Origin of the sequence: Mucilaginibacter pankratovii, from assembly GCF_014773265.1 — a bacterium.
Taxonomy (GTDB): domain Bacteria; phylum Bacteroidota; class Bacteroidia; order Sphingobacteriales; family Sphingobacteriaceae; genus Mucilaginibacter; species Mucilaginibacter pankratovii.
In genome coordinates this window covers 185,982-210,473 of the sequence record NZ_JACWMY010000010.1, presented here as the reverse complement: position 1 = coordinate 210,473, position 24,492 = coordinate 185,982, and the positions used below count along the sequence as shown (strand labels likewise).

Sequence of the window (24,492 nt, the reverse complement as noted above, 5' to 3'; positions counted from 1 at the left end):
TATGAACTATGAACCATCGCCCATGAACCAAATCAATCGGTGTAATCAAAAGAATATGTATAAAAACTATTTCAAAACGGCCTGGCGCAATTTGCGCAGCCACAAGGCAACCAGTATCATTAATATTGGCGGTTTATCTGTTGGGATGGCTGCCGCTGTGCTGATATTTATATGGGTACAAAATGAGTTTAATTTTGATAAAAACCAACCGGAGGGCGCCAATATTTACAGGATAAAAAGTTACCTCTCCATTGATAAAAGCACTACCTGGATCTGGGAGCATTCGCCGTATGTACTGGGCGACGCCATGAAAAAAGAAATACCCGAGGTGGAAAACGTAACCCGTTTATCGCCAAACACCTATCGGGCGATGTACCTCAATGTAAATGGCGAATTCTTTGGCGAAAAAACAACCGCCTATGTAGATAGCGAATGGTTTAATGTGTTTAAATACGATTTTGTAAGCGGGAACGCCATTGCCTTCAATCAAAACCCTTTCAGCATCATCCTCAGCGAAAGCAAGGCTAAAAAGTATTTTAACAACCAGGATGCGGTGGGGAAAACCATCCGGATAGATTCGGTAAATTACCAGGTGCAGGGGGTGATAAAAGATATCCCTGCAAACTCCAGTTTTGTGTTTGATGTGCTGATGCCCATAGCGGCCAAACAAAGCAATAAAAGCGAAAAGGATAACGACCTGCAGTGGGGCAACTTTAATTACATGACTTTTGTGAAGGTGCACCCTGGTGGTAAACTAAAACCCATATCGCAGAAGATAAAGGCTATCCTGCATAAAAACCGTAAAGAAGATAACCTGCAAATTGGCCTTACCCCATTAGCCGCGCTCCATTTTGAGAACGATCTGCAAAATTCATCGCTGGCGCATGGCGATAAAAAAGTGGCCTACATTTTTGTTGCCCTTGGTGTTTTGCTGCTACTGATAGCCTGCATCAACTATGTAAACCTTACCACGGCCCGGGCAAGCCTGCGGGCCAAAGAGGTTAGCGTGAAAAAAATAGTAGGAGCGGGCAGGGGCCAGCTTTTTATGCAATTCATTACCGAATCGGTAGTGGTGAGTATATTATCATTGGCGCTCACATTGGTTTTAATATGGTTTTGCCTGCCGGCGTTTAATCAGTTCACCGGCCGTACTTTTGCGCTTTCGTTCGGGTCGGGTTATATTGGGCTGGTGCTCGCCGGTACTTTGCTGGTTGCCGTTTTGCTAAACAGCATTTATCCGGCGCTGTTGCTCTCTTCCTTTAAGCCGATGAGTATTTTTAGAGGGAGCAGCGTTTTACATGTTAAAGATATTTCCCTGCGTAAGGGCTTGGTTGTGGTACAATTCACCTTCTCTATCTTCCTCATTATCGGTGTAATTACCATATACAGGCAATTGAATTTTATTAATTCGCAAAACCCGGGGTATAACCGCGCGCAGGTGCTTACCATTTCGCTGCCGATAAGCTCGTTCTACAAATACAAAGGGGAAGCAAGGGAGGCTTTTTGCAAGAGTGTTAAACAATCGCTGTTGTCGCAATCCGGCGTTAACGCGGTATCTATGATGGGTACGCATTCTATTCAGGATAATCAAAGCTTATCCTCCGGTGGTACCGACTGGGATGGCCGGGCAAAGGGTTTCGATCCTTCTATCGCTTTTTTTAACGTAGACCCTGATTATACCAAAATTGTAAAGCTCAACCTGCTGCAAGGCCGGTGGTTCATCCCCGGCGACCCGGCAGATAAACGAAACGCCATACTCAATGAGACTGCTGCGCAGGAGTTGCATTTGCATAAGCCTTACGTTGGGCAGCGCTTTGTTTCCCGTGGCGATACCGGCCAGGTAATTGGCGTGATAAAAGATTTTAACTATAAAAGTATGCACGAGAAGATCAGCCCGGCGATATTTAAAAACGACCAGGACTGGGTAAATACCTTTTTAGTTGGCGTAACAGCCGGTAAACAGGCCGAAACGATAAAGAAAATAGAGGCTGTTTGGGGACAGTACTTTACAGGTGAACCTTTGGAGTATAGTTTTCTGGATCAGGAATTTGATAAGCTTTATAAAGACGACGCTAAATCTTCCGGGCTGATGTCGGTATTTGCGATTGTGGCTGTTATGATCTCCTCCCTTGGCTTATTTGGCCTGGCCGCGTTTACAGCAGAACAGCGCGGTAAAGAGATCGGCATCCGCAAGGTATTGGGTGCAACAGTATCCGGCTTGGTAAACTTACTTTCCCGGGATTTTATTATGCTGGTATTAGCAGCCCTTGTTATCGCAGCACCGCTTGCCGGATGGCTGATGGGCAAATGGCTCGAAAACTTTGCCTACAGAATTAATGTTAGCTGGTGGATATATCTTGCTGCCGGGATAATAGCGGTACTTATCGCCTTCATCACTATCAGCTTCCAGGCCGTAAAAGCAGCTATGGCTAACCCGGTGAAGAGCCTTCGTTCCGAGTGAAGGAGTTCATAGTTGATGGTTCATAGTTCATGGAAGGAAAAGCAGTTGGTCGAAAGACCTTGAACTACCTGCAGCTACCATGAACTATTAACCATCTGCCATTAACTAACCCGTAGTTACCATGAACTAACCTGTATCATAACCGAACACTCTATTGTAACACATGCGTACAGGCTCTGTAAAATACAATATCATAACTTACTTATAAACAGCATTTTGTATGTTTGGTATATCTTTTACTATGGATATACCAAACAAATACATCATGCTTAGGAATTACTTTAAAATAGCCTGGAGGAACCTTAAAAAGCACAAAGCTTTTTCGTTCATCAATATTTTTGGCCTTGCCGTTGGCATTGCCGCGTTCTGGCTGATAGCGCTTTATGTTACCGACGAATTAAGTTACGACCGATATAACACCAAATCCGACCGTATTTTCCGCGTGGTACAACACGGTACCTGGAACAGCGGCAAGTTCGATCTGGCGGTTACTTCTGCACCATATGCGGCAGCATTAAAGTCAGATTTTCCGCAGGTGGAACAAACCGCCAGGATAGATCCCGAAGGCGGCGGCAAAATAACCGTTGGCGATAAAACCATCAACGAAGGCGGTATGCTATTTACCGATAACGCTATCCTAAAGATCTTTAGCTACCAGTTTTTACAGGGCGATGCGCAAACCGCTTTAAGCAAACCGCAAAGCATCGTATTAACCAAAACCCTTGCCGAGACACTTTTTGGCGATGCGGAATCGGCTATTAATAAAACCATTTCTATAGAAGGCACAGCAACCAACGTTACCGGCGTAATTGCCGATGTGCCGGTTAATTCTCACTTTACGTTTAAAGCATTACGCTCCTTACCCGAAGGCTTCACCAGCAACTGGGACGATTCGGGCATTTACACGTACGTGCTTTTAAAGGATGCTGATAGCAAAAATGCCATTGAAGCAGCAAGCGATCAATTCTTTGGCAAATACTTAAAAAAGCAAATGGGCGATATGAAGTTCCGTTTAGAACTGCAGCCGCTTACCTCCATACACCTGCACTCTAATTTAGGTTACGAGCTGGGTTCAAACGGTAATATCACTTACATCTACGTGTTCGGTATCACAGCCTTACTCATTTTGGTGATCGCGGTAATCAACTACGTAAACCTCGCTACAGCGCGCTCGTCTATCCGTATCAAAGAGATAGGTGTCCGTAAAGTTATCGGATCAGACAGGGGCCAACTCATCACCATGTTCTTTGCCGAATCGGTGCTGCTTACCTTTATTGCCACGCTGATAGCGGCAGTGCTCATTCAGTTGTCGCTGCCTTATTTTAACCAGTTATCCGGCAAAACATTGGTACTTATGCAATTTGGTACGGTGCAAACGGTTGCCATGTTTGTTGGCTTCTCCTTGTTCACCGGCATCCTTAGCGGTACATACCCGGCCATGTTCTTGTCGGGTTTTGGCACCATCAACTCCATGAAGGGGCAATTGGGCAACCAAATGGCTACCATCTTCTTCCGCAAATCATTGGTGGTGTTCCAGTTTGTTATTACCATTGTAATGATCGTTGGCTCCTGCGTAATTTACCAGCAGCTACGCTTCGCCATGAATAAAGACCTGGGCTTTAACAAGGCACAAACGCTTACCTTCCATATCAACAACCGCGATGTAAGGGGCAAGGTTGCCGCTTTAAGAGCGCAGCTTTTACAAAATCCTAATATCGAAGACGTTTCTACCGCGGGCAACCCTATTGGCAATAATAACCTGAATAGCGGCGGCTTGAATGCCGGCACCGGGGAATCAGAATCGTTATTGGTACAAAAACTCACCATAGATGAGGACTTTATCCCCACCCTGCAAATTAAAATGAATAAGGGTCGTAATTTTTCAAAGGAGATCACCAGCGATGTAAATGAATCTATTGTGGTGAACCAAACCCTTGTTGATAAATTAGGAATTAAGGATGCTGTTGGTCGACGAGTGAAAATTGGCGAAGATGACAAGCGTAATCCAATCATGCGCACCATTGTGGGTGTGGCTAAAGACTTTAACACCTATTCGCTTCAGCACAAGATATTGCCACTGGTTTTAAGCTTGCCACAGGACGCCGGCGATAAAGACAACCTGTACATCAGGGTAGGTAAAAATAATATCCAGGCATCTTTGGCTTATATCAAACAGGTGTACGCAACATTCGATATCGAGAATAAACCTGAATTCCGCTTTCTCGACCAAAACTTTGCCGCCCAATACCAAACCGAACAAAAACAAGGCAGCATCCTGTTGATCTTCACCATACTGGCTATCAGCATAGCATGTTTAGGTTTGTTTGGCCTGGTAACCTTTACTGCAGAGCAGCGCATCAAAGAGATCGGCATCCGCAAGGTATTGGGTGCAAGCGTAACCAGCATTGTAAGCCTTTTAAGTACAGATCTGATGAAACTGGTGATCATAGCCACCCTGATAGCCTGCCCCATAGCTTATTTTGCCATGGACAAATGGCTGCAGGATTTTGAATACAAGATAACCATTAACTGGTGGGTGTTTCTGCTGGCAGGTGGCGGTGCAAGCATTGTGGCGCTGGCAACCATCAGCATACAATCGATAAAAGCAGCTATTACAAACCCGGTGAAGAGCTTGAAAAGCGAATAGGATTTTGGGATGAAAGACAAAGGGATAAAAGAGCAAGGACAAATCGTCTTTCGTCTAAAAATCTTTCATCTTTTGTCTCAAAGAATGCAACTATTTAACAAGGATAACCATCTATTATAAAAACTAAACAACATGAAAAAATTCCTATTTTTTTTAGTCCTGGCATCACCTGTATACCTGGCTTCGGCACAGGATAACAAAACGCCATATCTCACCAGATCTTTAGCATCTGACAATGTAAAAACCGTATTTGTAAACACCAGCGGCGGCAGTATTTCTGTTAAAGGAGGCGAGGAACCACGCATAGAGGTTTACATAGTTGGCAACAACAGGCAAAACCTGAGCAAAGACGAAATTAAAAAGCGGCTGGACGAGGATTACACCTTGGATATAGCCGTACACGATGGCGAACTACATGCTACCGCGAAGCAAAAACACAACATTAATAACTGGAGAAGAAGCCTGAGTATCGGCTTTAGAGTGTACGTAAACAAAGCTACCGCAACCAACCTTAACACCAGCGGCGGCAGCATCAGCATTGCCAACTTAACAGGTAACCAAAACTTCGAGACCAGCGGCGGCAGCTTAAGTATCAACACCGTTGTCGGTATTATCAAAGGTGAAACCAGCGGCGGCAGCATCAGCGTGGCCAACTCGAGCAAAGAGATAGAGCTAACCACCAGCGGTGGCAGCATTAATGCGAGCAATTGTCAGGGCCATATTAAACTGGAAACTTCAGGTGGTTCGGTTAGGCTGGATAACCTTAAAGGTTATATAAAGGCCGAAACCAGCGGCGGCAGTGTTAATGGCAGCCATGTAGATGGCGAACTGATTGCCGGTACCAGCGGCGGCAGTGTTAGCCTGATGGATGTTGCGGGCAGTGTTGACGCATCAACCAGCGCGGGCAGCATTCATGTGCAAATGACCCGTGTAGATAAATATGTAAAAATTGACGGCAACTCGGGCCATGTAGACCTGCAATTACCGGCTAAACAAGGCTTTAACCTGGATGTACGCGGCGACCGTGTAAACATGGCCATGAGCGGTACATTTGAAGGACAGAAAGAAAAAGAAAAAGTTGTCGGCAAGCTTAACGGCGGCGGTTCGCTGGTTGAAGTGCGCGGCGACGGCAGCGTTAATGTAAGCTATTAAGTTCATAGTTGATGGTTCATAGCGAATAGGTTTGCTGTGAACCATAACTATTTTCATGAAGTCTATTTGTTCATAGACCAGGATTAATGGTTCATTTGAAGCTCTCGCTATGAACCATTAATTATTAACTATTAACCATCAACTATATGTTTAAAAATTACCTGAAAATAGCGTGGAGAAGCATTGTTAAACACAAGGGCTTTTCGTTTTTAAATGCCGGCGGCTTAGCCTTGGGTATAGCCAGTTGTTTGCTGCTGATACTTTATGTGTTTTACCACCTTAATTACGACTGGCATTTTAAGAACATCGAGAACATATACCTGGTAGAAAATAACCAGCCCGGCGATGGTAAAACCTACACCTTTGCTGCAACACCCGGGCAAGCAGCGGCGGCTATCAAGGCAGAGATACCTGATGTAGTGCGCTCTGTAAGGGTCATCAGCTACACCGCCGAAGGATTACTAACCTACAAGGATAATAGCTTTAAAAAGAACGGGCTATTTGCCGACAACGGTTTCTTTGATATCTTCTCGTATAAATTCATCAAAGGCAGCCCGGCAACTGCGCTCAAGCTGCCAAACTCGGTAGTAATAACCCAATCCCTGGCTACCACGCTTTTTGGCAAGGAAGACCCTATCAATAAAATAGTAAAACGTAATAACCAGTTACCACTCACTGTAACGGGTGTAATAGAGGACCTGCCCGCGAACGCAACCTTTCAGTTTGAGTTTGTGTTGCCCTGGGTGATGTTTGAAGATGCCAACGCCTGGGCCAAGAACTCGGGCTGGGGTAGTAATTATGCCCGTACCGTTGTTCAGTTGAAAAGCGCTGAAGGATTAACCCGCGCCAACAACATCATGAAAGATATGGTGAACCGGCATAACGATGGTAACAAGAATGTGCTGTTTTTATACCCATTCTCCAGGCTGCACCTGTATAATAAATTTGAGGACGGCAAAAATGTAGGCGGTATGATCAGCCAAATCCAGCTGTTTGTTGTGCTGGCTATTTGTATTTTGCTGATAGCCTGTGTTAATTTCATGAACCTGTCTACCGCTCGGTCGGAAGAGCGCGCAAAAGAGGTTGGTATCCGCAAGGCTATCGGATCGGGCAGGGGCTCGCTTATCGGGCAGTTTATATCCGAGTCGGTTATTTTATCGTTCCTCTCTACTGTTGTGGCTGTTATTATCGTGGTATTGAGCCTGCCGTATTTTAATGATCTGCTTGGCATCAAACTCGCGTTGCCATATGCTAATGCCAGCGCGTGGCTGTTTATAGTAGGCATCGGAGTAATAACAGGCGTTATTGCCGGTAGTTACCCTGCGTTCTACCTGTCTTCATTCGAGCCGATTAAGGTGCTGAAGGGTGTATTTAAAGGGGGCAGCTCAGCTGTGCCGTTGCGTAAAATATTAGTAGTGCTGCAGTTTGGTATCGCGGTGTTTTTAATAACCGCTACCATTGTTATTTACCGCCAAATAAAACATGTGCAGGATATTTCCATCGGGTTTGAGAAAAACAACCTGGTAGAGATACCGATGGAGGGCGACCTGCAGAAGAACGCGCAGGTGTTTATTAACGATCTGAAGAATAGCGGGGCGATAACCAACGCCACCACTTTTTCGCAAAGTATCACCGAATCGGGCAACAATACCTGGGGCATCAGCTGGCCGGGTAAGCGCGATGATCAGAAGATATTGTTCGACGTGTTTTTGGCTGGCGACGATTTTACAAAAACTGCCGGCGTGCAATTAATAAAAGGCCGGGAGTTTTCTAAAGGAAACCCTTTAGATACCGCGCAGAAAACCGTTATGATAAACGAGAGCGCCGCCAAACTAATGAACCTTAAAAACCCGATAGGTGCCATCATTAAGTACGGTGATAACCCGCTGACGGTAGTAGGAATTTATAAAGACTTTGTTTGGGGATCACCTTACGAAAAAACAAGGCCGATGATCACCCAGTATTCGGGCAATTATGGTGTAGTGATAGATCTTCGCCTGAGCCAAAACCGTAGCATAACGGCCAATATAGATGCAATCACCAAATCGCTTAAAAGCGTAAACCCTTTCTTCCCGCCAACTATCAAGTTTGTGGATGGCGATTTTGAAAAGAAGTTCCAGAACGAAAAAATGCTGGCTACACTGGCCAATTTATTCGGCGGACTGGCGATCATCATCTCCTGCCTTGGCTTGCTTGGCCTCGCCGCGTACGCCGCCGAACAAAGGGTAAAGGAAATAGGGGTGCGCAAAGTGTTAGGCGCTTCGGTATTAAACCTTACCGCCTTGTTATCTAAAGATTTTTTACTGCTGGTAGCTTTCGGTATTGTGTTAGCCATACCATTTTGCTTATGGCTAATAAACCAATGGCTGCAAAATTACGAGAACCACATCACCCTCAGCTGGTGGATGCTCGCCCTATCAGGCATTATAACCGTATTTATAGCGTTGGCAACGGTAAGCTACCAGGCCATCAAGGCAGCGCTGGCAAACCCAGTGAAGAGTTTGCGAAGCGAGTAGTTTTAAGTAGGAAGCCGAAAGTTTGAAGTCTGAAGATAAGCATTGATACGGTGCTGTTCTTCGGACTTTTTTTTATTTAAAAAAGGAGATTGTTTGCAAACTATAGGTTTTAAATAGTAACACTGCCCCAAATAGCTAAGGCTATTTAAAACCGCGGGATCTCGGGCCCGTTGTAGGGTTTTTCCATCGCAGTGGCGATCATGATCAACCGATGCCGGCAACGATGATCTTTCGGGTCGGCCATCATCGCATCCAGGTTGTTTTTAACGGCCTGCTTAACATTGTGTTGGGTCGATGCCCTGTCTAAGCGCAATGTTTCGGGTAATAGTGCATGTTCAAAATAGGCCACCAATTCTTCATCTGTCATCCTGCAAAAGTAAAAAATACGGGGACATCCGGATCGGGTTTCAAACAAAATAATTCCTGCAGGGTAGTGGGGGAGGTAGTTATCCTTATGAATGAAAATGTTTTTCAAAAACACAAATCAATTTAAATATGCACGTGATATTTATTATTACATTTGTTTACCAATTATTATAAAACCTAATTTTTTAATGACCGAACATAACGATGAGCGGGCACTAATACTGCGTATTAATGAAGGTGACCGTTCGGCTTTTAGTGTCCTTTATTCCCGGTATTTGCATGTGTTGTACCGGTATGTGTATTTGTTTACCAAATCAAAGGAAACAAGTGAAGATATCGTGCATAACGTGTTTATAAAAATTTGGGAGCATCGTACATCCTTAAACAATGTAAATTGTTTTAAAGCCTACCTGTACCAATGCGCTAAAAATATGCTGCTTGATGAAATAAGGAGAAATCAAACCAGGGAAAAAGTGCTGTCATTGCTAACGGATGGTAAGGAAGAAACAGGAGAGGAGCTGGAATCAAGGATCATTTACGGCGACTATTACCGGATAGCTCAGGATGCGATAAATCTTTTGCCCGAACGTAGGAAACTGATTGTTGAAATGCGCACTAAAGAAGATCTTAGCCTCGACGAAATTGCTCAAAAATTACATATATCTAAGTTTGTAGTAAAAAAACAGCTGTACAGCGGCCTGCACTTTATAAAAGCGCATCTGCAAAAGCATGCCGAACTCACCCTGTTTCTGGCTTTGTTTCTTGCTCCTTTTGATCTGTAGCATTTATCCCTGGTCAAAAAAAAATTCTTTTCTAATACCGGCTATTCCTTTTAAAAAATATATTTTTCCGGAGGGGTTCTTTTGTTGGGTTCGTTCGTCTCTACAATAATGATGGACGAAAAATCGCTTAACGAGTTCCTGGAAAAATACGTAGCCGACCGGTATACTGAGCAGGAGCATGTATTATTTATGGAGTGGCTGAACACCGCACCCTTAGATGAAGTACAGCATATAATTGACAAATATCAATCTATAACCCAAAGAAAGCAGGACGGTGAAATTGGGCAATATGCAGCTCTGTCCCGCCGCATCGAGGAAAGCATAGACGGGTTGCAAAGCGGGGTTCAGCAAAGTGAGAAAGTTATAAAACTATGGCCGTCTTTTAAAAAGATAGCGTCTGTGGCCGCTGTTTTTATCTTATGTTTATTCGCGCTCATCTATTTCTTATCCTCACCAAACGATGAGCAAAAAATTCTTGTTAAGGCAAAGCCGGTATTAAACAACCATAAAGTGCTACCGGGCGGTAACAGGGCCATGCTTACCCTTGCCGATGGCTCAAGTATCCTATTAGGATCGGCACCTAACGGCGTATTGGCTAAGCAGGCCAATATTGATATCCGTAAGGCAACAGCGGGTAACATTGTATACGATGCATCAAATACATTAAAGCCTGGCGCACAGGTATTATATAACACTATTACTACACCGCGCGGCGGGCAATACAAGGTTACTTTATCTGATGGTACTAAGGTTTGGCTTAATGCTGCTTCATCGTTAAAATTCCCTGCGGCATTTTTGGCTACCGAGCGCACAGTTGAACTAACAGGCGAGGCCTATTTTGAGGTAGCAAAGCTTACGGGCCCTTTAGTTGCCGGGCATACTGCCGGCCGCATTCCGTTTAAGGTAGTTACCGCCCGCCAAACCGTTGAAGTTTTAGGCACCCATTTTAATGTTAACGCATATGCCGATGAGGCAACCGTTAATACTACATTATTGGAAGGCAGCGTAAAAGTGATCCACGCTGAAACCAATTCCGCACAACTTTTAAAGCCGGGGCAACAGGCGAGGCTACGGGATAATATCCGCGTTTTAAATGTGGATGCTTCAGATTTTATCGCCTGGACGAATGGCTATTTCACTTTTTCTCATGAAAATATCGGAAGCATTATGCGCCAGATATCACGCTGGTATGATATCAATATTCAATACGAAGGGGATATTACACAAGAAGTTTTTGTAGGGACCATATCCAAATTTAAGGATGTAGAACAGGTATTGCACATGCTGCAACTAACCGGATCTGTACACTTTAAGATAGAAAACGACCCCGCAGCATTAGGAAATAAAAGAATAATAGTTATGCCATAAACAACACAAATAATGCGCTCTGGAAAATATGAAGGTTCCGCTGGCCGGCGGAACCTCAAAAATGTCTGGAATTAGCATATAAATCGTCGACTAACAACCTATTAACCAATTAAAAACCAAACATTCAAATGTATGAATTTTTTTACTCAAACCGGGTATAAGCTCCCTGCTTATGCCCCTGACAAAATGCCTAACGTTGCAATTTTGAAGCTTTTTGGCGGCAATTCTGCAAAAAAAAGAAAGATCATTATGCGAATAAATTTAACATTTGCTTTTTTGATTACCATTCTTCTGCAGCTTAGCCTTGCCGCGGATGCACAAAAGGTGACATTTAAAAAAGAAAATGCCTCGCTTGAGGATGTTTTAAAAGAAATTCGAAAGCAAACGAATTATAATTTTCTGTACACCGATGAGATGATGAAAGGCACAAGGCCTGTGGATGTACAATTTAAGAACGCTTCGCTTGAGGAGGCTCTTATATATAGTTTTTCGGGTCAGCCATTAACTTATTCCATCAGCCAGCAAACGGTTGTCATCAGGCGCTTGCCTAAATCTGCACAAGAGGTGGTGATACCGTTACCACCTCTTTTAATTACCGGCAAGGTGACCGATACGCTTGGGGCCGCGCTTCCGGGGGTTAATATAAAACTAAAGGGATCACCTGCCGGTACAACCACCGGTAATGACGGGCGGTATTCCATAACCGTTCCTGACGGGACTGCAGTACTGATCTTTAGTTATCTGGGCTTTACCACACAGGAAATAGACGTGAATGGAAGAAGTACTATTAACGTTCAGCTTAAAGAAAAATCCTCAGCGCTAAATGAGATAGTTGTTGTAGGCTACGGCACGCAAAAGAAAGTGAATTTAACGGGCGCCGTTTCGGTAATACCAGGCAAGGACCTCGCTACCCGCCCGGTTGGCCAAACATCGGCAGCCTTAGCGGGCATAGCTCCCGGCGTAACAGTTGTGCAAAACTCGGGAAGACCAGGTGGCGATGCAGCAGTCATCAGGATAAGAGGGGTGGGAACAACTGGCAATGCTGACGCATTGGTACTGATCGATGGGATAGAGGGCACTATGAACAATATAGATGCGAACATCATCGAATCTATATCCATTTTAAAGGATGCTGCATCAGCCTCAATTTATGGCTCGCGGGCGGCAAACGGTGTTATTTTGATAACCACCAAACGCGGATCGGGTAAGAAAATAAGTATAAATTACAACAGTTACGCCGGATGGCAAAAGCCAACCAATATGCCGGATGTAGTTAGCGGACTTGATCACATGCTGCTGATGAATGAGGCCTACACCAATGTCGGCAGAACGCAACTGTATCCCAATGATCTGATCGAGCAATATCGCGCGCAGAATGGTGTAAGTTCGGATAAATATCCCAATACCGACTGGCAAAAGCAGGTATTAACCGGCTCCGGTTTTCAGCAAAGCCATTTTTTAACCATCAACGGAGGTTCCGATAACATCCGTGTGTTTACATCAGTAGGTTATTTTGATCAAAAAGGCATTATTGAAAATTCAAATTATAGGCGATACACCGTTCGTAACAATACAGATATCACTTTTTCGAAGAAATTAAGCATGAAGTTTGATCTGCAGTTTGTGAATGGGATCACCAGAGAACCAGCAATAGGTACCGGTAATGTATTTAACTACATGGACGGTATCCCCGCCAACCAGTTAGACCGAAATTCTAACGGAACATGGGGCATTGGCTGGAACGGCCTGAATCCTGTTGCTGCCGGTATAGATGGTGGAACAAACCAAACCACCAGCCCGTCGGGAATTATTAATGCATCTATTAATTATCGCCCGGTTGAATGGTTAACTGCCGAGTTTACTATCGCTCCAAAACTGGGTGAAGCTGTAGGCAAGAATTTTAACAAATCAATTCAAACTTACTATCCCGATGGGTCAATAGGGTATAAGTCACCAGCTTTAACCTCCCTAACCGAAACTAACAACCGCTCTATTTATAATAACATGCGGGCCACACTTACAGCGGATAAAGGATTTGGCCTCCACACGTTTAGGGTGTTGGTTGGCGCTTCGCAGGAAGATTATCACAATGATGTTATAAGTGCATTCCGCGATACATATATTTTGCCGAATTATCCGGTGATCAATGCCGGCTCCGCCGTAAACCAACAGACAGCCGGCTCCTCCGAAGAATGGGCGCTGCGTTCTTTTTTTGGCAGGATAAATTATGATTATAAGCAAAAATTCCTCTTAGAAGTGAATGGCCGGTATGACGGTTCTTCCCGTTTTCTCAGCGGAAAAAGGTATGCATTCTTCCCTTCGGCATCTGCCGGCTGGCGTATATCACAGGAAAAATTCATGCAACCATTAAAAAAAGTTGTTGATGAGTTAAAGATCAGGGCCTCATGGGGGCGTTTGGGTAACCAAAATATAGGTACTTATCCATCCACCACATCGGTAGATCTTGGGTCGGGTGTGCTGGGAAAACAAGTTGTAGGTGTAGCTGCGCTAAATAGCCTGGCTAATTCGGATATCAGTTGGGAAACTACAGAAATGTCTGACATCGGGATCGACGCGGTTTTATTCTCCAACTTAACCATCACTGCCGACTACTACATCAGGAAAACAAAAGACATATTATTAGGCCTCGATATTCCTTTAATTATTGGCTTAAATGCTCCGGCTCAAAATGCTGGGGTGGTAAGTAACAAAGGCTGGGAAGTAGGCGTAGGTTATCGGGGAAATGTAAGCGACTTTAAGTATGGTATAAACGTTAACCTTTCGGATGTTATCAATAAAGTAGTTGATCTGCGCGGAAAAAATCAAACAGGCCTGTCGGTTTACCGGGAAGGATACGCGGCCAATTCTATATACGGCTTACAAGCGGAAGGTTTCTTTAAAGACGCACAGGATGTAGCCGGCCATGCAAAACAATTTGGTACAGTAGCCCCCGGCGATCTTAAGTATAAAGACCAGAACAACGACGGGATTATTAATGATAATGATAAGGTGGTTTTGGGCAGCACTATTCCGCGTTATACATTCGGGGTTAACTTCAACGGTTCGTACAAAGGACTGGACCTTAGCTTTTTATTACAGGGAGTGGGTAAAGGGAATTCGTATTTGTATGGCCCTGGTATTATGCCCTTTAGCGTAGGTAATTTGGGCGGTACCATCCTGGAACCTAATAAAGACAGGTGGACACCTGCTACGCCTAATGCTAAATATCCAAGGCTTGCTTTCGGTGAATCAAACAACGAGCAGAACTCAAGCTTCTGGATGAAAGATGCCTCTTACATGAGGCTTAAAAATATCCAGTTAGGGTACACCTTCCCGGCTTCCATATCCGGTTTGGCCGGAATCAAAAAACTGCGGTTGTATGTGAATGGATCGAACCTGTTCACCCTTGATAATTTCTGGGATGGCTTTGATGTAGAATCTCCTGTTGGAACGGTAAGCGTTTATCCGCAGGTGAAAGTTTACAGTTTTGGTTTAAGCGCTAATTTTTAATTTTTTAAAGATGAAAAAGAATATAAAATATTTTTTATTGATCACGATACTTGTTTTTGCAAGCACTGCTTGTAAAAAAGATTACCTGGACAAAGTGCCCTTATCGGGACCTTCAAATCAATCGTTTTTTACCAGCCAGGACGAGTTGATATTAGCAGTGAATGGTATATACAGCTCAATGGCAATTACTCCGAGCGATGGCATGCCCTATAATATGACGATAGACGCGGTGACTGATATTAACTGGGACCGTAATACAAGCGGCCTGCAGGCTATAGGCAGAGGGAACCAGGATAGTAATAGCGACTATGGTTTGAACCTGTGGAGTTCTTTTTACAAACTTATTGCCCGTTGCAACTTTATATTGGATAATGCAGAGAAAGTAAAAAGTGTAGTTACGCCGGCTATTTTTGCCCGATCTGTTGCGGAAGCCCGCTTTGGTAGAGCTTACGCTTATCAAAACCTTATAGAACTTTACGGCGGCGTTCCGCTGGTAACCAAAGTGCTTGCCCTGAACGAGGCGCAAGTGCCAAGAAATACCAAGGACGAGGTATTAACTTTTGTGCTGGCCGAACTAGAAGAAGCATCAAAAGACCTGCCGGTAACTTACGGGGCAGCTGATGTAGGCCGCGCAACCAAGGGTGCGGCACTTGCTTTAAAGGCCCGTGCTGCGTTGTTTAATGGCAAATGGGATGTTGCCGCAACAGCCGCTAAAGCGGTAATGGATTTAAATACTTATGCCCTGCATACCAGTTTTAGCGATCTGTTCACTTATAACGGTCAAAATTCAAAAGAGATCATTTTTTCTCTGCAGTATTTAAAAACTGCCAAAAAAACACACTCGGTACCCCGCAACCTGTTATCCAGGAACGGGCAGGGCACATCTAACAAAGTACCTTCACAATCACTTGTAGATTCATACGAATGTACCGATGGATTAACAATTGATCAGTCGCCGTTGTATAACCCCGCTAAACCATTTTTAAATCGCGACCCCAGGCTTGGCTTTACAGTGGCTTTACCTGGTTCGGTTTATTTCAATTATCAATTTGAAACCCATAAAGACAGCCTGAAGTGCTGGAATTATAACACCAGCCCGGCAACAAGAGTGGATAATCAGGACGCTCTAAACGCTTTTGCTACGTTTACGGGATATTGCTGGCGCAAATATGTGGACCTGACGGATAAGGTAGATGTGGCCAATTCAGAGATGAACATTATCGTGGTAAGGTACGCGGAAGTATTGCTGACCTATGCGGAGGCTAAAATAGAAAGCGGTACAGTAGATGCAAGCGTTTACGCGGCTATTAATAGTGTAAGGCAGAGGCCGGGCGTAAACATGCCGGCAATCCCATCAGGCTTATCGCAGGCCGAACTACGGTCTGTTGTACACAAAGAGCGGATGTACGAATTTGCGATGGAGGGGCTGCGTTTATTTGATATAAGGCGATGGAAAATAGCGGCACAGGTGATGGCCGGGCCTTTTTATGGCCGCATACCTAAAGGGCTATTGGCCAGTGCCCCTGTTATAGATGCTAACGGAATTGCCAATTATACAAGCGTACCTAACAGGGCAGATATGCGCGTTATAGAAACCCGGTTGTTTAATATCAACCGCGATTATCTTTGGCCGATCCCTAATATCGAGATCGTTACCAACCCAAAACTGGTACAAAACCCCGGCTACTAAGTGGGCGGTGTTGTTTTAAAATATAGTTTAAAAGGCCTGCTGTTTACAGCGGCGGGCCTTTTTCCCGAATAAATTTCATGTTGTTTCTATAACAAATAATTAGTGATGAAAAAACATCAAAGAACAATAGCCATGCTCCTGATAGCGCTAAGCTTTTTTATTGCCGCGGATGTGCAGGCCCAAAATGAACATAAAATAGAGGTTGATATATGCATATACGGCGGTACATCCGCTGGGGTAATTGCGGCGTATACGGCAAAAAAAATGGGCAAAACAGTTGTACTGGTAGAACCCGGTAAACATTTAGGCGGGATGACATCCGGCGGTTTAGGCTACACCGATATTGGCAACAAATATGTAGTTACCGGCCTTGCCCGCGATTTTTACCGCCGCATTGGCGATCATTATAAAAAATTTGAGCAGTGGGTGTTTGAACCCAAAGTAGCAGAAGGCATATTTAACGATTACGTAAAACGGGCGGGTTTTAGCGTTATGTATAATAACCGTATTGTCAAAGTGAATAAAGCCGGGAATAAACTACAGGAAATAGTTGTGGAAAACACTACCCAGCCTGCTGCCGCTAACCATAGTTCAATAAGGGCCAAGGTGTTTATTGATTGCACTTACGAAGGTGATTTGATGGCGATGTCGGGTGTTGCTTATAGCGTTGGGAGGGAAGCCAACAGTGAATATAACGAAACCATTAACGGCGTAGAACTGATGGAAGGGCATCAATTCCCGGGAGGCATAGACCCGTATGTGGTGCCTGGACAGCCCCAAAGCGGATATTTATGGGGCGTTGGCGGCGAGCTGCTGCAAGCAACCGGAGCAGGCGATAAAAAGGTACAGGCTTATAATTTCCGTATCACCCTAACAAATGTGCCGGAAAATCGCATTGCTATTACCAGGCCCGAAAATTACGATCCTAAGAAATATGAACTGTTGATACGCCTGAAGGAGAAAAAGCCCTGGAAAGCGCTAAGCGACGTATTTATCTGGAGTATAATGCCCAACGGCAAAACAGACATCAATAATAAAGGCGGTTTTTCTACCGATATGATAGGGATGAACTGGGAATACCCGGATGCAGACTACAACGAAAGGGCAGTGATTTGGAAAGCACATGAAGATTACACAAAAGGCCTTTTATACTTTGTTGGAAATGATCCGCGGATCCCATCGAACATCCGGGAGGAAATGCAAAAATGGGGGTACCCGAAAGATGAATTTACCGACAGCCATAACTGGACACCGCAGCTTTATATCCGCGAAGCGCGGCGTATGATTGGCGAGTTAGTGATGACTCAGCATTATTGCCAGGGAAAAGAAGTAGCAACCGATGGGGTTGGAATGGCGGCTTATACGATGGATTCGCATAATTGCGACCGCCTGGTAGTAAATGGGCAGGTTAAAAACGAGGGTAATGTTGAAGTTGGTGGTTTTGGGCCTTATCCAATTTCCTACAGGGCAATAATCCCGAAGGAAAAGGAAGCCAATAACTTATTTGTACCTGTATGTTTATCGGCTACACATATCGCTTATGGCTCCATCAGGATGGAACCTGTATTTATGGTGCTTGCCCAGTCTGCAGCCGTAGCCGCTTGCCAGGCTATCGATAAAAAAATATCTGTGCAGCGTGTAAATGTGGCAGCGGTACAAAACCTATTAAAGACCGATCCGCTTGCAGATAGAAGCATACCGGAGCTGTTGGTTGATAATGGTGACAGCGCAAATGTACAGGTAACCGGCAACTGGAAAATGGAAAAAAGCGGCGGTTACGGGCCGTCATTTTTGTTAGATACTTCCAAAGCATCTTCAGCTGCTTCCGTTCGGTTTATCCCTGCTGTAATTAAAGATGGCACATATCATGTGTATTCCTATTTTCCTAAAGTTAAAAATGCTGCGGTTAAGACTACCATCACAGTTTATGACGGGCGAAAGACGACGGAAAAAATAATAAACCAATCGGACGTACAAGTGCAGGGCCAGACATCTGGCGAATGGGTATCATTGGGGGAATATGATCTTGCAAGCGGCAATAAGGCTTATGTACAGGTTTCTAATCAAAATGCCGATGGAGCGATCATCGCCGATGCGGTTCTGTTTATTCCTGTAAAAAAAGCCAGCTTGTAAACTTAAAAATTATGCGCAAAACTCAATCAAAAATAAAATTACTATTGGTTATGTGTATGGCGTTTATACTTGCAGCCAATGCACAACCGGGTACATCAGGCACCCACATCCCAAAATACGACCTGGTAATTGTAGGGGGTACACCATCGGGTATCATGGCAGCAATTGCGGCGGCAAGGCTTGGCAAAACATCGGTAATCCTGGAGCGAACCGCTCATGTGGGTGGATTGCCTGCCAATGGGCTTGGGGCAACCGATATTGCTACACGTGGTGCAACCACTGGTTTGTTTACAGAATTTGTTGCCCGCGTAAAAAAGTATTATATAGACAAGTACGGCGCAGCATCTGATCAGGTAAAGGATTGTAGCGAGGGTTATCACTTTGAACCATCTGTTGCCGAGAAAGTGTTTGGAGCAATGTTAAAGGAAGACAGCAGTAAGATCACGGTGCTGAAAATGCGCCAGTTTGATGCCGAACCTCAAAACATAGAGCTGTTAAGCGGCAAAATAGCCCGGATAACCGTATTGAATCGGGAGACGAAAAAAAATGAGGAGTTTGCAGGTTCTGTTTTTATAGATGCTACCTACGAAGGCGATTTGGGGGCGGCTGCAAAAATACCCTTCAGGGTGGGCCGCGAAGGCAAAGATGAATTTAACGAGCCTGGCGCTGGCCGTGTTTACAAATATTGGCAAGGTGCCGAAGGGCCGGGTACTACTAACCAGGCCGATAACGCGGTACAATCTTATAATTACCGGATTTGCCTTACCAACGATCCATCCAATAGCTTACCGGTTGAAAAGCCCGTGAATTACAACCGGCAGGAGTATGTTTCTATGATAGAGGATGTTTGGACGGGTAAACACACCGGCGTGCAAATGCTGGAGGTTACTCCTGCAATGATGGAAGATAACCGTAAAACACTTGCCGCCGGCGGTATTACAAAAATTCCGGGCGATAGGTGGGGGATAGGGAAAATTACAAACATGGTGCAACTTCCCAACCATAAAACCGACGGTAACAACCAGCATATGGCTTTTATATCTACCGATCTTCCGGAAGAAAACTGGCCATGGCCAACTTCAGACTGGAATTGGAGGGATGCGTTTGCCGAACGCTTGAAATCATACACAATTGGCCTCATTTACTTTGCACAAAATGATAAAGAATTGCCGGAGAGCTTTCGTAAAGCTACAAGGGAATGGGGCCTGGCTAAAGATGAGTACAGCGATAATGGCAATTTTCCGCGCCAGGTTTATATCAGGGAAGGCCGCCGCTTTGAAGCGACTTGTTTTTTTACTGCAAAGGATGCTACAGCCGTATCGCCCGGTAAAAGGCCGCCTGTGCATCCCTCAAGTGTAACCGCAAGCCACTATGCGCTCGATTCGCATGCCGTGAGAAAACGCGAACCGGGTAAAATCCATCTCGACGGCTTTATTAGTTACCCGACATCAGTTTATACAGTACCATTGGGTGTAATGGTTCCGCGCCAGGTAAGTAATTTAATACTGCCTGTTCCGGTATCTGGCAGCCACATAGGTTTTTCTACCATCCGTATGGAGCCTTGCTGGATGGCACTTGGCCAGGCAGCAGGTATAACTGCATCATTAGCCATCGACGGGCGCAGCCGTATAAGCGACGTAAATACCGAACAACTACAGAACAAGCTAATAGATCAAAAAGCAACGTTGATATATTATAAGGATATCAACCCTTCATCTGCCGATTTTAAGATGGTGCAGTTTATGGGTTTAAAAGGCTATTTACCCGGATGGGAGGCGCGTTTGGATGCACCGGTTGATAAACAGCAGGTATTGTTATGGAATAAACTCTCAGGGTTAAAAAAAACAATCTCGCAGGGTGCTATTACCCGCAAACAAATGCTGGCCAGTATTTATCTATCGTTGAATAAAGTAAAATGAGTTTATAAATATTGATTTTTACCAGTTAGGGTGTTGGGAAATTGCCACATCCTAACCGGTTAGTAAAGCCGCAGCGCGTTGTAAAAATAACGGAACCAGTAATCGGTGCTGTTAACGGTATTACACCGCGAGGAAGTAATTATGAAGCAAGGCACTTATTAGCCCAATGCCCATTTTTTTCGGTCACACATATAACATTTATAGTATTTCAGCGGAAGCCAGCCAAGCAATATCTTAACTATTTGTGGTCTCGGTGTCCGGTACCAGTTGGTTGTGCCGCAAACACATGGTTTATCCGGCGATTTGTTTTTTGAAGGGGGATTCATAACCTTAGAAGTTTAATGATTTAACTTCTCTTATTCGGCTATAATTGGTAAACAAATATAATTATTAGTTGCAATCTAACATTAAATATCTATCATTTTTTTGATAATAACTCAGAAGAAAAATACTAACAAAACCCGGAGTTCGGGGTCATTACGAGTATTTGCATGTATCGTATTGGAATATTAAGCTCCATTCAGCATCCTGTATTCATTGGGCGATTTTCCTGTTTCTTTTTTTATCAGGTCGCCCAAATAGTTAGCAGATAAATTAAGCTGGCCTGCGCAATAAATATTTTGCTGGGCAGGTATCCAAACTGTTTCTTAAAAGCAACGCTGAAATGATGCGCATTCTTGTAACCAACCTCATGGGCTACCTCGCTAACTTTGTGATTGCCCGAAGAGAGCATGGCCATCGCTTTCTCCATACGCAGGGTAAACAAATAGCCAAATACGGTTGTGCCAAACGCGTCTCTAAACCCTTTTTTTAACTTAAAATCGTTCAGGCCCACCTTGTGCGCGAGGTCTATTACCGAGTAGGGTTGCCTTAGGTTGTTTTTGATGATTTGCTTAGCCAATTCAAGTTTTTCCAGGTCGTTTGCCTTTATTAAAGGGGGGCGACGAGGCGAGACTGCCTGTTTTAACTGCTCCATGCTAATAAATAATAGTTCGAGCATTTTGGCAGTCAGGTAGATCTGGTGCAGGCAATTGTTATCGGCACAATGCAAAACCGCGCCAATAATTTCGGCCATTGGCAAGGTTACCGGCCTACCGATCAGCCAGTTATTAACGGACATCTTGCTTTTTAGGAGCATAGTTTCCTCCTCTGATAACAATTTCGACAATACATCGCCATAAAAGCAAACCACAAAAAGCCTTGCATTGCCTTTTACGGCTAAAACAACCTCCTTATTACCCTGTGCAGGCAAAATAAAATGCCCCTGTTCTTGCAAATCGAGACCTTCGCCAGAACTGTCTGTCATGCTGAAATGTCCTGCAAGCGTGTAGCACATCGTTAATACGGGCTCATCTAAACGGATCATTAATGGTGTGGTTTCCGGAAATTTAAGTTCTGTAGCGAATGCAGATATCCCCGCCACCTGGAACACCCGGATATTTGCAGTAAACCCGAAAAACGAATTATCAGTCAGCCAGATAAAAGGATGATTACTCCCTTCTAAAGCAAAAACATTAGCCCTAAACAGGGACTCAGAAGAAGGAGGATGCGTAATTGTGAGCATGCAGGTAATCCGTTTAGCGTTGAAAATAATCCCGTTCGCGTTAACAGCAGAACTAAAAATCATCCAAATTTGCGACATTATTTTTAATTAGTCTAAATAATGATAAAATACTTTACGATTCTTTTTTGTTTCTTATTCGTCTTCCAAAAAATCATACATGCTCAAACGAATTATGGCACGTTGCAGGGCGATGTAAAAACAAGCGATGGTAAACCCGCAGCAGGGGTGGCCGTGCTGTTGCTTAATTCGCCGTATGGGGCAAGTACCCAGGCCAACGGCAAATACATTATTAACGTGAAGGCGGGTAGCTACGTGCTGCAGCTTAAGGCTTTGGGGGCAGCTACAACAGCATTTAATGTAACTATAGAAGCGGGCAAAACATCCACACAGCCCGAAGTGGTATTAACGATTACCGCTCTGCAACTAAAAGATGTGGTGGTTACCGGCCAGTATGCGCCGCAGTCCTTAAAAAACTCGGTTTATATGGTGCGTACCATCACCAGCGAGCAGATCCGCTTACGCAATCCATCCAAAGTACAGGATATCCTTACCGATCAACTGGGCATCCGCTTTACAAACGATCTTACGCTGGGCACCTCAGATATATCGCTGATGGGGGTATCGGGCCAACGGGTGAAAATTTTGCTGGATGGTGTCCCACTACTGGATAGGGGCGACACACGCGAAAGCCTTAACCAGATAGATATTAACACGGTTGATCACGTAGAGATAGTAGAAGGCCCCATGTCGGTAAATTATGGCAGCGATGCGCTGGGCGGTGTAATAAACCTGATTACCAAACGTGGCACCGGTGGCGAGAACCTGCGGGTATTTGGCCGGATACAGGAAGAAACAGCAGGAAAAAAATATAAAGGATTTGACGGAAGCGGTACCCACCAGGAAAATTTAGGAGTAAACTGGGAACACAGCGGCTGGCAACTATCGGGCAATGTTACCCGCAATAATTTTGACGGGGCAAAGCTGGGCTGGATGCCTAAAGATCAATTACTGGGGAGCGGGATAGCAGGCTACCGCAGCAATAAATTGCACCTTTGGTACCGTTTTGATGGCGAGGATGAAACGCTGCGGAACGATGGTACGCCAAACCCATCAACCAATATACAGATAGACCAGCATTTTTTAACGAATCGCTGGATGCATCAATTGCAGGCGGAGTGGCAATTAAACGACAGGCTGAGCTTTAACGGCGCTGCTTCTTATACCGATTACAGCCGCCGCACCCAAACCACCAGCCTGGATGTACTTACAGGCGACCGCAGGCTCACCTTGGGTGTTGGCGAACAGGATAAAGCAGCCTTTGATGCCAAGTTCTTTCGCGGTACGGTGCAGTACAAGCTTACCGATAATATCTCAATACAACCAGGTACTGAGATAAACCTGACGGGCAGCACTGGTGCGCGGATAAAAGGCAGCCCCGTTATAAATGATTATGCCTTTTTCCTTTCTTCGGAGATCTTGTTAACTCCGGCCATCAGCGTTCGCCCGGGAGCCAGGTTCAGCAAAAATTCAGTTTATGATGCGCCGCCGGTTATTCCATCCTTAAACACAAAAATTAAACTCTCCGGCGATCTGGATCTGCGCCTGGCTTATGCCCGTGGTTTCCGCTCGCCCGCCCTGCGCGAATTGTACTTTAACTTTTTTGATGCCAGTCACTCCATCCGTGGTAACGAAAACCTGAAAGCCGAATACTCCAACAGCTTTAATGGCTCGCTGGCATGGCGTTCTTACCATGTGGGCGCGGTAAACATCCGGTCATCGGCGGGTGGTTTTTATAACCAGTTTCACAACCTCATCACCACAGGCTATGATCCTGCCGATCCATCGGTGATGACTTATATCAATATCGATAACTACAAAACTACGGGTGGCACCTTCGATAACACCATCAATTACAAAAATCTTCAGGCTAAACTTGGCTTCTCCTACACCGGCGTATACAACCGCCTGCAGGAAAGCGATAATACGCTGCCCGGCTTTACCTGGTACCCCGAAGTTAACAGCACCCTGCTTTACCACATCGGGGGGATCAAAACAGATCTGAGCTTATTTTACAAATACAACGGCAAATTACCCGCTTATGAATTGCGCACAGTTAGCGGTGTAACGAGCATACACAGGGCAGAACGCGCGGCATTCCACACCGCAGATCTTACCATCAACAAGTTCATCAATACGCGGATCAGCCTTGCGGGCGGCGTGAAAAACCTGTTCAACGTAACCAATGTAAATAACACCTCGGCCGATCTGGGCGGCGCGCACAGTACCGGTGGCCCGGTGCCCATCGGTTACGGGCGCTCATTCTTTTTGGGTTTAACCTTTCAATACAGTAAATACTAATTCATACACACAATAATTACACAAAT

At 44.8% G+C, this 24,492-nt stretch carries 13 protein-coding genes; 11 read left to right on the top strand and 2 right to left on the bottom strand.

What is annotated here, in order from left to right:
- Nucleotides 1–55: 55 nt before the first annotated feature.
- From IDJ77_RS19425 to IDJ77_RS19410, 4 genes are all read left to right on the top strand, one after another.
- Complete coding sequence (locus tag IDJ77_RS19425) at nucleotides 56–2,461, top strand: ABC transporter permease (protein WP_191190650.1); 2,406 nt, start codon at nucleotides 56–58, stop codon at nucleotides 2,459–2,461.
- Between the two features lie 265 nt (nucleotides 2,462–2,726).
- Nucleotides 2,727–5,108 carry an ABC transporter permease gene (locus IDJ77_RS19420; protein ID WP_191190649.1) on the top strand — a complete coding sequence of 794 codons (2,382 nt, stop codon included), beginning with the start codon at nucleotides 2,727–2,729 and terminating at the stop codon, nucleotides 5,106–5,108.
- A 132-nt stretch (nucleotides 5,109–5,240) separates the two neighbouring features.
- A complete protein-coding gene (locus tag IDJ77_RS19415) occupies nucleotides 5,241–6,260 on the top strand; it encodes a DUF4097 family beta strand repeat-containing protein (protein WP_191190648.1) in 1,020 nt (339 codons plus the stop codon).
- Between the two features lie 146 nt (nucleotides 6,261–6,406).
- The gene (locus tag IDJ77_RS19410) at nucleotides 6,407–8,776 is read left to right on the top strand and encodes an ABC transporter permease (RefSeq protein ID WP_191190647.1); all 2,370 of its coding nucleotides are present in this window, start codon (nucleotides 6,407–6,409) and stop codon (nucleotides 8,774–8,776) included.
- 145 nt (nucleotides 8,777–8,921) lie between these two features.
- On the opposite strand, the gene IDJ77_RS19405 is transcribed toward IDJ77_RS19410, so the two are convergent.
- Nucleotides 8,922–9,143 (bottom strand): DUF6965 family protein, encoded by a 222-nt coding sequence (locus IDJ77_RS19405; protein ID WP_191190646.1) that lies wholly within the window; start codon nucleotides 9,141–9,143, stop codon nucleotides 8,922–8,924.
- Between the two features lie 187 nt (nucleotides 9,144–9,330).
- On the opposite strand from IDJ77_RS19405, the gene IDJ77_RS19400 reads away from it, so the two are divergent.
- The 6 genes from IDJ77_RS19400 (at nucleotide 9,331) to IDJ77_RS19375 (ending at nucleotide 20,544) form a co-directional block, all read left to right on the top strand.
- On the top strand, nucleotides 9,331–9,924 hold the full coding sequence (locus IDJ77_RS19400) for an RNA polymerase sigma factor (RefSeq protein WP_191190645.1): 594 nt from the start codon (nucleotides 9,331–9,333) through the stop codon (nucleotides 9,922–9,924).
- 108 nt (nucleotides 9,925–10,032) lie between these two features.
- Nucleotides 10,033–11,292, top strand: a complete 1,260-nt coding sequence (locus IDJ77_RS19395; protein WP_191190644.1) for a FecR family protein — start codon at nucleotides 10,033–10,035, stop codon at nucleotides 11,290–11,292.
- Between the two features lie 276 nt (nucleotides 11,293–11,568).
- Nucleotides 11,569–14,802: a TonB-dependent receptor gene (locus tag IDJ77_RS19390; RefSeq protein ID WP_191190643.1), complete on the top strand. Its 3,234-nt coding sequence runs from the start codon at nucleotides 11,569–11,571 to the stop codon at nucleotides 14,800–14,802.
- A 10-nt stretch (nucleotides 14,803–14,812) separates the two neighbouring features.
- On the top strand, nucleotides 14,813–16,492 hold the full coding sequence (locus IDJ77_RS19385) for a RagB/SusD family nutrient uptake outer membrane protein (RefSeq protein ID WP_191190642.1): 1,680 nt from the start codon (nucleotides 14,813–14,815) through the stop codon (nucleotides 16,490–16,492).
- A gap of 105 nt (nucleotides 16,493–16,597) precedes the next feature.
- Nucleotides 16,598–18,625, top strand: coding sequence for an FAD-dependent oxidoreductase (locus IDJ77_RS19380; protein WP_191190641.1), 2,028 nt, complete (start codon nucleotides 16,598–16,600; stop codon nucleotides 18,623–18,625).
- A gap of 11 nt (nucleotides 18,626–18,636) precedes the next feature.
- Nucleotides 18,637–20,544: an FAD-dependent oxidoreductase gene (locus IDJ77_RS19375; RefSeq protein WP_224751165.1), complete on the top strand. Its 1,908-nt coding sequence runs from the start codon at nucleotides 18,637–18,639 to the stop codon at nucleotides 20,542–20,544.
- Between the two features lie 565 nt (nucleotides 20,545–21,109).
- On the opposite strand, the gene IDJ77_RS19370 is transcribed toward IDJ77_RS19375, so the two are convergent.
- A complete protein-coding gene (locus tag IDJ77_RS19370) occupies nucleotides 21,110–22,108 on the bottom strand; it encodes a helix-turn-helix domain-containing protein (protein WP_191190640.1) in 999 nt (332 codons plus the stop codon).
- 99 nt (nucleotides 22,109–22,207) lie between these two features.
- Between IDJ77_RS19370 and IDJ77_RS19365 the strand changes: the two genes are divergently transcribed.
- Nucleotides 22,208–24,466: a TonB-dependent receptor gene (locus IDJ77_RS19365; protein ID WP_191190639.1), complete on the top strand. Its 2,259-nt coding sequence runs from the start codon at nucleotides 22,208–22,210 to the stop codon at nucleotides 24,464–24,466.
- Nucleotides 24,467–24,492: the final 26 nt, after the last annotated feature.

Excerpts from the sequence above, each read along its gene's own strand:
- IDJ77_RS19425 (WP_191190650.1), top strand. The coding sequence starts at position 56 with ATGTATAAAAACTATTTCAAAACGGCCTGGCGCAATTTGCGCAGCCAC.
- IDJ77_RS19420 (WP_191190649.1), top strand. The coding sequence starts at position 2,727 with ATGCTTAGGAATTACTTTAAAATAGCCTGGAGGAACCTTAAAAAGCAC.
- IDJ77_RS19415 (WP_191190648.1), top strand. The coding sequence starts at position 5,241 with ATGAAAAAATTCCTATTTTTTTTAGTCCTGGCATCACCTGTATACCTG.
- IDJ77_RS19410 (WP_191190647.1), top strand. The coding sequence starts at position 6,407 with ATGTTTAAAAATTACCTGAAAATAGCGTGGAGAAGCATTGTTAAACAC.
- IDJ77_RS19405 (WP_191190646.1), bottom strand. The coding sequence starts at position 9,143 with ATGACAGATGAAGAATTGGTGGCCTATTTTGAACATGCACTATTACCC.
- IDJ77_RS19400 (WP_191190645.1), top strand. The coding sequence starts at position 9,331 with ATGACCGAACATAACGATGAGCGGGCACTAATACTGCGTATTAATGAA.
- IDJ77_RS19395 (WP_191190644.1), top strand. The coding sequence starts at position 10,033 with ATGATGGACGAAAAATCGCTTAACGAGTTCCTGGAAAAATACGTAGCC.
- IDJ77_RS19385 (WP_191190642.1), top strand. The coding sequence starts at position 14,813 with ATGAAAAAGAATATAAAATATTTTTTATTGATCACGATACTTGTTTTT.
- IDJ77_RS19380 (WP_191190641.1), top strand. The coding sequence starts at position 16,598 with ATGAAAAAACATCAAAGAACAATAGCCATGCTCCTGATAGCGCTAAGC.
- IDJ77_RS19375 (WP_224751165.1), top strand. The coding sequence starts at position 18,637 with ATGCGCAAAACTCAATCAAAAATAAAATTACTATTGGTTATGTGTATG.
- IDJ77_RS19370 (WP_191190640.1), bottom strand. The coding sequence starts at position 22,108 with ATGCTCACAATTACGCATCCTCCTTCTTCTGAGTCCCTGTTTAGGGCT.
- IDJ77_RS19365 (WP_191190639.1), top strand. The coding sequence starts at position 22,208 with ATGATAAAATACTTTACGATTCTTTTTTGTTTCTTATTCGTCTTCCAA.